At 33.3% G+C, this 12,836-nt stretch carries 9 protein-coding genes; 1 reads left to right on the forward strand and 8 read right to left on the reverse strand.

Features of this window, described 5'->3' with window-relative positions:
* Window positions 1–169: 169 nt before the first annotated feature.
* The 8 genes from pyk to KA867_RS08805 form a co-directional block, all read right to left on the reverse strand.
* Complete coding sequence (pyk, locus tag KA867_RS08770; RefSeq protein ID WP_210137736.1) at window positions 170–1,930, reverse strand: pyruvate kinase; 1,761 nt, start codon at window positions 1,928–1,930, stop codon at window positions 170–172.
* A gap of 20 nt (window positions 1,931–1,950) precedes the next feature.
* Window positions 1,951–2,919, reverse strand: coding sequence for a 6-phosphofructokinase (gene pfkA / locus KA867_RS08775; RefSeq protein ID WP_019468622.1), 969 nt, complete (start codon window positions 2,917–2,919; stop codon window positions 1,951–1,953).
* 394 nt (window positions 2,920–3,313) lie between these two features.
* Window positions 3,314–4,258 (reverse strand): acetyl-CoA carboxylase carboxyltransferase subunit alpha, encoded by a 945-nt coding sequence (locus KA867_RS08780; protein ID WP_210137737.1) that lies wholly within the window; start codon window positions 4,256–4,258, stop codon window positions 3,314–3,316.
* Window positions 4,251–5,117, reverse strand: coding sequence for an acetyl-CoA carboxylase, carboxyltransferase subunit beta (gene accD, locus KA867_RS08785; RefSeq protein ID WP_210137738.1), 867 nt, complete (start codon window positions 5,115–5,117; stop codon window positions 4,251–4,253). The genes KA867_RS08780 and accD overlap by 8 nt, the downstream gene beginning before the upstream one ends.
* 75 nt (window positions 5,118–5,192) lie before the next feature.
* Window positions 5,193–6,425: an NADP-dependent malic enzyme gene (gene ystJ, locus KA867_RS08790; RefSeq protein WP_210137739.1), complete on the reverse strand. Its 1,233-nt coding sequence runs from the start codon at window positions 6,423–6,425 to the stop codon at window positions 5,193–5,195.
* Window positions 6,426–6,663: 238 nt separating this feature from the next.
* The gene (locus tag KA867_RS08795) at window positions 6,664–9,867 is read right to left on the reverse strand and encodes a DNA polymerase III subunit alpha (protein ID WP_210137740.1); all 3,204 of its coding nucleotides are present in this window, start codon (window positions 9,865–9,867) and stop codon (window positions 6,664–6,666) included.
* A 20-nt stretch (window positions 9,868–9,887) separates the two neighbouring features.
* Complete coding sequence (locus KA867_RS08800; protein WP_210137741.1) at window positions 9,888–10,823, reverse strand: DHH family phosphoesterase; 936 nt, start codon at window positions 10,821–10,823, stop codon at window positions 9,888–9,890.
* A gap of 35 nt (window positions 10,824–10,858) precedes the next feature.
* Entirely contained in the window at window positions 10,859–12,151 is a 1,293-nt protein-coding gene (locus tag KA867_RS08805; RefSeq protein ID WP_210137742.1) for a DRTGG domain-containing protein, read from the reverse strand.
* Window positions 12,152–12,375: 224 nt separating this feature from the next.
* Here KA867_RS08805 and KA867_RS08810 point away from each other — a divergent pair, with 224 nt between their 5' ends.
* Entirely contained in the window at window positions 12,376–12,789 is a 414-nt protein-coding gene (locus KA867_RS08810; protein WP_019468615.1) for a universal stress protein, read from the forward strand.
* Window positions 12,790–12,836 lie beyond the last annotated feature (47 nt).

Below are 12,836 nucleotides of genomic sequence, written 5' to 3' on the forward strand. Positions count from 1 at the left end.
AGCATGCACGATCAAAATCGTGATATTTTAAATATAAAGAGGACCAATCCATATTAAGGATTGGCCCTCTTATTTTGAGAAAAGGAATTTATATCCTAACCTCTTATATTATTTATATCGTCATTTATGATGCTTACATGAATTATGACTAATGGAAACGCCAATATGATTAAAGTACGTTTGCATATCCTTCGAATACTTTACCTTGATTTGCATCTACAGTAATCAAGATATCATTTTGTATCTCTTTAGTCGCATTTTCAACACCTACAATTGTTGGAATACCTTTTTCCAGACCTATAATTGCGCTTGGTGATGTAATACCACTTTCTTCAGCAATTAAGCCACTTGCTTGTTCAATATAAGGAACAAGCGTTTCATCTACAGAAGTTGTTACAATGACCGTTTCGCTTAAATCTTTACCTTCAAGTTCACTCGCATCATTAACCACTAAAGTATTTCCAACTACTGAGTTTCTACCGATACCTTGACCTTTAGCTAACTCATCACCTACTAAATGTAATTTCATCATATTCGTAGTTCCTTTTTCACCAGTAGGTACGCCTGCTGTAATAATAATTAAATCACCATTTTGAACTTTTTCAGTTTCTACCGCTGTAGCAACTGCTGTGTTTAGCATAGCATCTGTTGTTTTACGTCCCTCTTTAACAACAGGATGGATACCCCAAACTAATGCACATTGACGCGCAGTTTCAGCATGAGGTGTAACTGCAATAATATCTGATTTAGGGCGATATTTAGAAATTGTTCTAGCAGTTGACCCACTCTCAGTTGCTGCGACTATCGCTTTTACATTTAAATTTAAAGCAGTATGCGCTACTGAAACACCAATTGCATTAACTAATGAAGTTTGTACTAATTTAGTACGATCTGATAATAATCGTTTATAATCTTGTGCAGCTTCAGCTGAAATCGCAATATTACGCATTGTTTTAACTGCTTCTTCTGGGTATAATCCAGCAGCAGTTTCACCTGAAAGCATAACTGCGTCTGTACCGTCATAGATAGCATTCGCAACGTCACTTGCTTCAGCACGTGTCGCACGAGGATTACGTTGCATTGAATCTAACATTTGCGTCGCTGTGATAACTGGTTTACCTAATTTATTACATTGTCTGATTAAGTCTTTTTGCACCATTGGTACTGATTCAGGTGGTATTTCAACACCCATATCACCACGTGCAACCATTAAACCGTCTGAAACTTCAAGTATTTCTTTAATGTTATCTATACCTTCTTGATTTTCAATTTTAGGAATAATGCTAATGTTTGTATTTTTACCATCTTCAAGTAATCTACGAATATCTAATACATCACTTGGGCGACGAACAAAACTTGCAGCGATAAAGTCAATATTTTCACTTATACCAAATTTAATATCTTCAGCATCTTTATCAGTAATGCCAGGTAAACTTACTTTAACACCCGGTAAATTAACACCTTTTTTATTTTTTAACTCTCCAGTATTTAAAACATCACAAACAACTTCACCGTTAGCTTTGTCTATTTGTTTTACTTGTAATTCAATAAGACCATCATCTAATAAAATATATGATCCTTCTTGAACATCATTTATTAGATTATCGTAAGTTACTGAGAATTTTTCTGGTGTACCTTCAACTTCAGTCATACTTACGATGACTTCCGTACCTTTTTCAAGTTCAATCGCACCGTCTTTCATGTTATGAGTACGGATTTCAGGACCTTTAGTATCTAATAATATAGCGACTGTTTTGCCCAATCTATGAGATACTTCACGAATTCTATCAATTCTAGCTTTATGTTCTGCATGATCACCATGTGAGAAATTCAATCTCGCAACATTCATTCCAGCCTTAATTAATTTCTCTAGCATTTCTTCAGACTCTGATGCAGGTCCTATTGTACAAACAATTTTAGTTTTTCTCATTATTAATGCCTCCCAGTATTTTATATCGATAATTCATTTGCTAAAGCAAAAGTTTCAAAATCAAACTTGTGTTCATTTGATCTGAATATTTCTTCAAATGATGTGTCTGTTAATTCATTGTTGCGGATGCCAACACCAATTGCTGTTTTTCCTTCTAGCAATAAGTCTACAGCATGTCCACCTAATCGTGAAGCAAGTACTCTATCTGCGCCACTTGGACTACCACCACGTTGGATATGACCAAGTACAGATACGCGCGCATCGACGTTAATGTACTTTGTCAATTCTTTTGCGCAATCTTCTCCAGACATACAACCTTCTGCAACCATAACAATGGAGTGTTTTTTCCCACGTCTTATCCCATTGTCAATTTTCTCAGCTACATCTTTAATATCCGTTTCTACTTCTGGGACAATAATTGTTTCTGCCCCAACTGAAAGTCCAGCCCATAGAGCTAAGTCTCCACAATCACGACCCATAACTTCAATGATAAAAGTTCTTGCGTGACTTGAGGCCGTATCACGAATTTTATCAACACAATCTATAATGGTATTTAAAGCTGTATCAAATCCTATTGTAAAATCTGAACCGTTGATATCATTATCAATTGTACCTGGTACTCCTATTGTTTGAATTTCTTTACATTCTTCACTTATACGTTGAGCACCTCTATAGCTACCGTCTCCGCCGATAACTACGAGTCCTTCAATTCCTCTTTTACGTAAGTTATCTATTGCTTTTTTCCGAACTTCTGCTTCTTTAAATTCAGGACATCTTGCTGAATACAGAAAAGTTCCGCCACGTTGGATTGTATCACCAACAGAACCGAGCTCTAACTTCTCGATATCATCGTTTAATAACCCTTGATAGCCTTGGTAAACACCATAAACTTCAATATTATTATAAATCGCTTTTCTAACAACAGCTCTAATAGCCGCGTTCATGCCTGGTGAATCTCCACCGCTAGTCAACACTGCAATTTTTTTCATGACGACATACCTTTCTAACATGTATTTCTTATTCTAAAAATACCATAAAATCATAGAAGGTGCCATTAAAATAAGGCATAGTAACTCATGTAAACGTTTTTAATTAGAGTAAAAAAACATTTTACAATACGAAAGCGTTTCCTTTTATTTTATCTCATATTGTCAAAACACCTATACTTTATCATACCTTTAACTTCACTTTATTAAACAGATATCTCAATTTTCAATTTTTACATTGCTTTATTCAATAAAAATAAGAGCACTAATATGAAATCAAGTATTGAAAACCTGACTCCAACTTAATGCTCTTTGAAAACCTTAATCTATAAATGCCTCATAGCTACTATACGTACTAAAAAATTGTTTTGTTGATGTAAATTAAGTGCATTTTTAGTTATTCATTAAAAGATCCAATATTTCTAAATTTATCATATCGATCATCTATGATTTGTTGTTCATTAAGTGCATTTAATTCACTCAAATGATTTAAAAATGCTGTTTTAATACTTTGTGCTTGTGTTTCAATATCATGATGAGCACCACCAAGTGGCTCTTTTAAAACCTCATCGGCAATTTTCAACTCATATAAATCCTCTGCGGTAATCTTCATTGTTTCGGCAGCTATTTGTGCTAAATTACTATCTTTCCATAGTAATGCAGATGCACCTTCTGGTGAAATAACAGAATAAGTGCTGTTTTCAAGCATTAATAAACGATTTGAAATACCGAGGCCTAAAGCCCCGCCGCTTCCGCCTTCACCTATTACAATTGCAATAACTGGCACTTTAAGAGCTGCCATTTCAATGAGATTTTTAGCTATAGACTCACTTTGACCACGTTCTTCTGCTGCTTTTCCTGGGTAAGCACCTTTTGTATCAATAAAAGTGAAAATAGGTCGGTTGAATTTTTCAGCTTGTTTCATTAAACGCAATGCTTTTCTATACCCTTCAGGGTGTGCCATACCAAAGTTACGATAAATATTATCTTTGGTATCTTTTCCACGCTGCTGGCCAACTACTGTTACTGCTTGGCCATTTAAATATCCAATACCACCAATCATAGCTGGATCGTCTCGAAAATTACGATCACCGTGCAACTCAATAAAGGAGTCAAAAATATGCGGTATATAATCTAATGATGTAGGTCTTTCCTGTAAGCGCGCTAATTGTACGCGATCCCAAGGCTTTAAATTAGTATATACTTTTTGTGTTTCACGTTCTAAAGACGCCTCAAGCATATCAATTTCTTCCTGTAAGTCCACATCATTTTTTTCTTGTGATTCTTTCAACGATTCAATTTTATTTTTTATTTCAAAAAGCGGCTTTTCAAAGTCAAGCATTCGTTTTCACCTCTTGGTGCATTTTTAGAATATTAGAAAGTGTTACTTTCATTTCTTTTCTATGTACAACCTTATCTAGTTGTCCATGTTCTAATAAAAATTCAGCAGTTTGGAAGTCGTCAGGTAACTTTTCATTAATCGTTTGTTCGATTACACGTCTGCCAGCAAAACCAATGAGTGCTTTGGGTTCACTTAAATTAATATCACCAACTGAAGCAAAACTTGCCGATACGCCACCTGTTGTTGGGTTTGTAATATATGAAATATATAGCAATCCATGATCCATATGTCTTTTTAACGTAACACTTGTTTTACCCATCTGCATTAATGATATGATACCTTCTTGCATTCTAGCACCACCACTAGCAGAAAATAGGATGAATGGTAAACGGTGCTCAGTACAATGTTCAATAATTCTGCAAATCTTTTCACCAACAACTGATCCCATACTACCCATTCTAAATCGAGCATCCATCACAGCTACACCAAATTCAATGCCTTCTAAATGCGCTGTACCAGTAACAACAGCTTCATTTAATTCTGTTTTTTGTTGGTCTTTTTGAATTTTTTCTTCATAACTTGGAAAATCCAATGGATTCGCAGAGGTCATTCCTTTGTCAAATTCTGTGAATGTACCTTCATCAGAAATGGCTTCAATTCTTTTATACGCTGTTAAAGCGATGTGATGATCACAATTGAAACATACGTTTAAATTTTCAGCTAATTCTTTGGTATACATAATCTTTTTACATTTCGGGCATTTTGTCATAATTCCCGCTGGAACATCACTTTGTTTTGAATCGGAAACAGTCACGTACTTTTTCTTTTTACTACTTCTATTGAAAAAATCTTTAAACATTTTAAACCTCCACTTAACCATTACTGTCTTTCCAATATTATCAACTCAATATTTTGAGATCAGTATTCATGAATATTATTTATCTAAGTCTGTTAATTTCATTGTTTTATTATAAATTTCTTCTGGATCCATATCTGTTCTTGCTACTCCTGTTTCCATTGCAGCCTTTGCAACTTCTCTAGCAACAGAAGGTACAACACGTTTATCAAATGGACCTGGAATACAGTAATCTGGATTTAATTCTTCCGGTTTAATTAAGTCTGCAATTGCTTCTACTGCAGCTTGTTTCATCTCTTCATTAATGTGTGTAGCTTCTACATCTAATGCACCTCTGAATATACCAGGAAATGCAAGCACGTTATTGATTTGATTTGGATAATCAGAACGACCCGTTCCAATTACTTTAGCGCCTGCTTCTTTTGCTACATCAGGGTTGATTTCAGGGTTAGGATTCGCCATTGCAAATATAATTGGATCTTTAGCCATTGACTCAACCATTTCTTTTGTTAATAAATCAGCTACAGAAACACCAATAAATACGTCAGCATCTTTAATTACATCATTTAACGAACCTTCGACTCTGTCTCTGTTTGTCCATTTAGCTACAAATGATTTTGTATCATTCATTCCGTGGGAACGACCTTCATAAATTGCACCTTTTGAATCACACATAATCATATCTCTAACACCATATGAATACAGTAATTTAACAATCGCCATACCTGCTGCGCCAGCTCCGTTAAGTATCACTTTTATATCTGATAATTCTTTATCTATAATGCGTAGCGCATTTATCATACCTGCAACTGTAACAATTGCTGTCCCATGTTGGTCATCATGAAAAACAGGTATTTTTGTTTCTTTTTTCAAACGCTCTTCTATTTCAAAACAACGTGGAGCAGAAATATCTTCAAGATTAATGCCACCATAGTTAGGTTCTAATAATTTCACTGTATTAACGATTTCATCTGTATCCGTAGTATTTAGTGCAATCGGTACACCATCTATGCCTGAAAAACTTTTAAACAAAACTGCTTTTCCTTCCATTACTGGAATACTAGCTTCTGGGCCTATGTCACCCAGTCCAAGTACAGCTGTACCATCTGTAACAACTGCGACTGTGTTTGCTTTCATGGTATATTCAAATACTTTTCTAGGGTCTTCGTGTATTTCTTTACATGGCTCAGCTACACCAGGTGAATACGCTAAACTCAACTCTTCTTTATTGGTTACTTGAACTTTTGGTGTAACTTCTAATTTACCTTGATTTATTCTATGCATTTCTAGTGCGTCGTCTCTTAATGTCATGTAAACCTACCCCTTACATTCAATAATTTTAATCAGTCATATATATTTTTATTACAATCTAACATAAATTACAAATGTTATCGTTAGTATTAAATCGTAAGTACAAATGATATGTTAACTTTTGTAATAAAAACATATATTTCACATGAAGTATAGATGTCATCATTTAATATAAACTGATGGCAAGTTTCAACTTAACCATCAGTTTACTATATCATAGTTTATAGACTTGATAAAGTTAAATTATCCTTATATCCCACGGTGAAAACTTAGATATAAGCACTTCAATTTTCTCTTTTTCACGTGATATAAAACCTATTATTTTAAATTGATTTTGTTTTTCTTGAAAATATTTCACTGGGATATCGTCTGCAGTCTCTTGTGAATTTAACCACTGTTTTATTTCCGATAAACTTTCAATATTTCTAATGATTATTTGTTTCGCATTTGCTAATTTATTGTTCTCAAATGACGCAACATTTTCTATTTGATTAATAATAAGTTGCTTTTTATTATTTCTATTTTCAAATTTACCTTTCACGATAAGCGTATCTGTATTGTTTAAATATACCTCAAATTTTTTATATGCGTCTGGGAACACTACACCATCTAAATTGTTAAGACCGTCATTTAACGTAATAAATGCCATGTTTTGTCCATTTTTAGTACGAATACGTTTTAAATGGTCGATTTGAACAAAGATTGGTTGATTATCTCTGGCATTATTAAGTTTATAAATACCAAGATATTGTTTTTCTTCAAATGCTTTTTCTACAGGATGTGTAGATACATAAAACCCTAAATATTCTTTTTCATAATCACTTAACACTTGATCTGGCAGCTCTTCTTTTTCTTCATATGTAGTTTTAGGTGTCAACACATCAAAAATAAAACCATCTTGTTCAACATCGGAAACGTCATCTAATACTTGGTCAATAGACTGCAATAAAGTCGCCCTATTTTTACCAAATGTATCAAAAGCGCCGACTAATATTAATGCTTCAAGTAATTTCCTACTCTTTATCCTTTTAGGTATACGACGTGTGAAGTCAAAGAAATCTTTATATGCACCATTACTTTTTCTTTCATCAACAATGAGTTTAACACTTTGATAGCCTATGCCTTTAATCGCACCTAAAGATAGATAAATACCTTTATTACTTGCTTTGTAAAACCAATGACTTTCATTAATATTAGGTGCCAATATATTTAATTGCTGATGTTTCGCTTCATCGATCATTTGTGCGGTCTTTTTTTCGCTACCAATTGAATTACTTAATATATTGGCATAAAAATAATTAGCATAGTGTACTTTTAAATAACTCATAATATAAGCTATTTTGGAATAACTCACTGCATGTGCACGTGCAAAGCCATAGTCTGCAAATTTTAAAATCAAATCAAAAATCTGTTTGCTTAATCGTTCATCATATCCGTTACTTAAAGCACCTTCCACAAAATGTTGTCGTTCACTCTCTAATACTGCACGATTCTTTTTACTCATAGCACGTCTTAATATATCTGCTTCGCCATAACTAAAATTAGCAAACTTACTCGCGATTTGCATAATTTGTTCCTGATAAATAATTACGCCGTAAGTAGTTTTTAATATGGGTTCTAAATCTTTATGCAAATATTGTACTTTTTCGGGGAAGTGTCTTCTTGTAATATAGGTTGGAATTTCTTCCATAGGTCCTGGTCTATATAAAGAAGTTACTGCCACAATATCTTCAAATTGTTCTGGCTGTAACTTTTTCAATACATTTCGTATGCCATCAGATTCTAATTGGAATACGCCTGTTGTGTCACCCTGTGAGAGTAACTGAAATACTTTTGGATCATTAAAAGGAATGGCTTCAATATCTATATCAATATTCATATCTCTTTTTACTTGTTTAACGATTTGATGAATAATAGATAAGTTTCGTAAACCTAGAAAATCAATTTTCAAAAGACCAATACGTTCAGCTTCAGTCATGGTCCACTGTGTCAATAACCCCGTATCTCCTAAGGTTAATGGTGTATATTCATATAAAGGATGATCATTTATAATAATCCCTGCTGCATGTGTTGACGTATGTCGTGGCAATCCTTCTAATTTTTTACAAATTTCAAACCAGCGTTCATGCCGATGATTTCTATGCACAAATTGTTTAAATTCAGTTTTCTCATATGCTTCATCTAATGTAATACCTAACTTATGAGGGATTAAAGATGAAATCTCATTTAATGTAATTTCATCAAAACCCATAATTCGACCTACATCTCTTGAAACTGCCCTCGCTAATAAATGACCAAACGTCACAATGCCAGCAACGTGGTTATCTCCATATTTTTCTTGTACGTAGCTAATCACTTTTTCTCTATGCGTATCTTCAAAATCGATATCAATATCTGGCATAGTAACACGTTCAGGATTTAAAAAACGCTCAAATAACAAGTTGTATTTAATGGGATCAATTGTCGTAATATTTAATAGATAACTGACTAAGGAGCCAGCAGATGAACCACGACCCGGACCGACTAAGACATCATGCGTTTTAGCATAATGGATTAAATCACTAACAATTAAAAAATAATCTTCAAAACCCATGCGTGTGATAATCTCATATTCATGATTAAGCCTGTTATCGTATTTTTGTAATGATGCTTTGGGTAAATTTAGTTGTTTCAAATTTTGTTGGAGAACTTGATAAAGGTAATCTTTAGACAATTGGTTATTCGGTGTCTTGAATTTAGGTAATAACGATTGATGATATTGTAGTTCAGCATTACAAATGGACGCGACGTAATTTGTATTTTGCCAAATTTGCTCGCTTAAATTAAACGCATCCAAATCGGTCTGACTATACATATGTGCATTATAATTATGAACTTCTTTAACCAAATCTAATTTCTCATTATTTTTGATAGCAGCTAAAGCCGTTAAAGTATCCGCATCATCTTCATTTAGATAATTTGTATTTTGCGCCCAGACAACAGGAAAATCTAAACGTTGTTGGCTATTGTGATTTACAAATATATCATCTTTATCAGTGAAATTTTGTAATATACTTTGGTGTGCTTCCGTAACATTTTTAAATATGATAACCAAATGATCAATATATTTATTTAGCCACTCTATTGGCGTTTCAGTCTTCTCTTTCATTTTTATTGCAGAAGATAATTTAAATAAATCTTTTAGACCTTGATTATTTTTTGCAAGTACTATAGTTTCAACTGATGACAAACCATCTGTAAGATAAATCGTCATGCCGAATATAGGATGGATATTTGCTGCAATACACGCGTCATAAAATTGAGGATAACCATATAAAACGTTTGTATCTGTAATTGCTAACGATGTATAACCTTCTTTCGCTGCTTTCGCAATGACATCTTTAATTTTAATACTTGAATTCAATAAGTCATACGATGTATGAACGTTTAAATGCGCAACCATCAGCAAATACCTCCTTAATCTTACAATTTATTATTTAATGCTTGTGCTAATTCTTCAAATTGGTGCCAATCTGTAACTGAAACACCAGATGCATTCGGATGACCGCCACCACCAAATGTATTAGCAATATCATTAATGACAATACCTTTGGAACGAATGCGACATCTAATTTCGGAACCTTCATCTACCGCAAACACCCATATTTTCAATCCTTGAATATCAGCAATCGCATTGACAAAAAGCGAAGCTTCATTCGCTACAATATCAAATTGCTCAAGTACATCTTGGGTGATTTTCACTTTACAGAAACCTTTTTCATTTAAATCAAAATTCTGTAAAACATAGCCTTGAAAAGGTAATAGTTTTGGATCTTTTTCCCCTAATTTATTCAATTCTTGTTGATGGTTAAATGAGTATTTTAATAATTGGCTTGCGACTGCCATAGTATGTGGTGTTGTATTATTGAATAAAAACCGTCCAGTATCGCCTACAATACCTAAATATAATACTCTTGCTACGGAATCATCAATTAGTGATAGATCGTTAAAATGACTTATAAAATCAAAAATAATTTCACTCGTTGATGATGCTTGGTCATTCACATAGTTAATATCTCCGTATTGGTCAACTGCTGGATGATGATCTATTTTAACAAGACGCTTGCCAGCATTGACTCTATGATCACTGATTCTAGGTGAATTAGCAGTATCACATACGATAACCAATGCTTCGTTATATTGGTCATCACTAATATCATCAAAAGTGCCGATAAAATCAAGTGACGGTTCCCCTTCTCCTACTGCATAAATATTCTTTTCTGGAAATTTAAGTTTCAAATAATTTTTCATTCCAAGTTGTGACCCATAAGCATCTGGGTCTGGTCTTACATGTCTATGTATAATTACTGTTTGAACCGCTTTTATTTCATCCATAATTCGATTAAATTCTATCGTCATTTTTATCTTCCTTTTTTAAGTTATATATGTGCCTTTTAATCTATCATTTGACAAATAATCATTGCTTTTGCAACATGTTTACCATCACTTGTCATCGTAACTTCTAATTTAGCAAAATTTCTTCCTACATCTAACATATCATAATGTACATTAATTTCAGATTCAATTTGCACAGTCTTAATGTAAATGATATTTAAACTTTCAATCATTACTTCAAGTTTCTTTAATTTTCGCATTTCATAACGCACAGTTTCTTCAATAATAGCTACAAACACCGCTTTGCTCAGTGTGCCAAACTGATTTGTAAGTAAAGGCGAAGTTTGTACTTGAATATCATCATTTGCAATTGTAATATGTTTAGCTACTTGATCATTAATAGTTTCGCCTACCTGGGGCTGACGACTCAGTAATTGCATTGCTGTCAATACATCTTTTCTTGTAATTACACCAATTAATTTTTTGCTTGGTGAAATCACTGGTAATAATTCGATACCTTCCCAAATCATCATATGCGCACAATTTGCAACTGTAGTTGAAAGTTGTACATTAAGCGGAGACTTAGTCATAAAATGTGCTAAAGTATCCCGGTCTTCCATTTTAATTATTTCTTTACTCGTAATAATACCAACTAAACGCCAATGTTCATCAATAACTGGAAATCTGGAGTGACCTGTACGTTTTGCTTTTTCCTTATAATCGTGCAATGTCATATTGTCAAAAACCACAGTATCTTCATTCACAGTTTTCACTATATCTTCGACGACTAATATTTCTTTTCGAATCATTTGATTATACATCGCTCTGTTAATAATATTAGCAACTAAATATGTATCATAATTAGATGAAAGTATTGGCAAATCATGTTCATCAGCATATTTGATTATTTCATTGGAAGTTCTAAAACCACCTGTAATCAATACTGCACTTCCTCTTTTCAAAGCGGCTAATTGGACATCTTTTCGATTTCCTACAATCAACAATGTATGCGGACTTAAATACTTTACCACATCATCAATTTCCATTGCGCCAATAGCAAATTTAGTTAATGTCTTGATGAGGCCATTTCTTCCTCCTAATACTTGTCCATCAATTATTTTTACAATTTCTCCAAATGTAAGTTGCTCTATTTGTTCACGTGTTTTCTTTTCTATTCGGACAGTACCAACTCTATCGATTGTTGCTACTAAACCAATTCTACCAGCATCTTTGATCGCACGATAAGCTGTCCCTTCAGAGACATTTAAATCTTTTGCTATTTTTCTAACAGAAATTTTTTGCCCTACTGCTAAAGATTCGATATAAGATAAAATTTGCTCATGCTTTGTCATTGTAATAACCTCATTTTTGGACATTTTCTATGATATTATAACTTTTTATAACTAAAATTGCGATTTAATCACTTAAAAAATATATTTTAACTTTAATTATGACATATATTCACTAAGATATTAATATCTATAAAACTTTTTACTCTGTTAATATGAAAACATATAATTTTTAATTTGATTTGTGATAAACTCTAATTAGAATAGAATTAAGGAGGGATGGAATAATGTTTAAAAATATTTTACTAGGTGTTGATACAACACTTAAAAATGAAAAAGCACTTAAAGAAGTTTCTAAATTAGCTGGTGAAGACACTGTTGTAACAATCCTTAATGCAATCAGTGAGCAAGATGCACAAGCATCGATCAAATCTGGTGTTCATTTAGATAAACTCGTTGAAAAACGTAGTAAAGGGTTAGAAAGCACTCGAAATACGCTCGATGAATATGGCATCAAATATGATGAAATCATTGTACGTGGTAATGCCAAAGAACAATTGGTAAAAGAAGCAAATAGTGGTAAATATGAAATAGTTGTTCTCAGTAACCGTCGTGCCGAAGAAAAGAAAAAATTCGTATTAGGTAGTGTGAGTCACAAAGTTGCTAAAAGAGCAAGCATCCCTGTGCTTATTGTAAAATAGTATAGCGATTTAATGACTGGGAAAATCATCTCATTGTCACAAGTGGT

Source organism: Staphylococcus sp. GDH8C109P (genome assembly GCF_017893405.1).
In the GTDB taxonomy this organism is placed as follows: Bacteria; Bacillota; Bacilli; order Staphylococcales; family Staphylococcaceae; genus Staphylococcus; species Staphylococcus cohnii.

Excerpts from the sequence above, each read along its gene's own strand:
- pyk (WP_210137736.1), bottom strand. The coding sequence starts at position 1,930 with ATGAGAAAAACTAAAATTGTTTGTACAATAGGACCTGCATCAGAGTCT.
- pfkA (WP_019468622.1), bottom strand. The coding sequence starts at position 2,919 with ATGAAAAAAATTGCAGTGTTGACTAGCGGTGGAGATTCACCAGGCATG.
- KA867_RS08780 (WP_210137737.1), bottom strand. The coding sequence starts at position 4,258 with ATGCTTGACTTTGAAAAGCCGCTTTTTGAAATAAAAAATAAAATTGAA.
- accD (WP_210137738.1), bottom strand. The coding sequence starts at position 5,117 with ATGTTTAAAGATTTTTTCAATAGAAGTAGTAAAAAGAAAAAGTACGTG.
- ystJ (WP_210137739.1), bottom strand. The coding sequence starts at position 6,425 with ATGACATTAAGAGACGACGCACTAGAAATGCATAGAATAAATCAAGGT.
- KA867_RS08795 (WP_210137740.1), bottom strand. The coding sequence starts at position 9,867 with ATGGTTGCGCATTTAAACGTTCATACATCGTATGACTTATTGAATTCA.
- KA867_RS08800 (WP_210137741.1), bottom strand. The coding sequence starts at position 10,823 with ATGACGATAGAATTTAATCGAATTATGGATGAAATAAAAGCGGTTCAA.
- KA867_RS08805 (WP_210137742.1), bottom strand. The coding sequence starts at position 12,151 with ATGACAAAGCATGAGCAAATTTTATCTTATATCGAATCTTTAGCAGTA.
- KA867_RS08810 (WP_019468615.1), top strand. The coding sequence starts at position 12,376 with ATGTTTAAAAATATTTTACTAGGTGTTGATACAACACTTAAAAATGAA.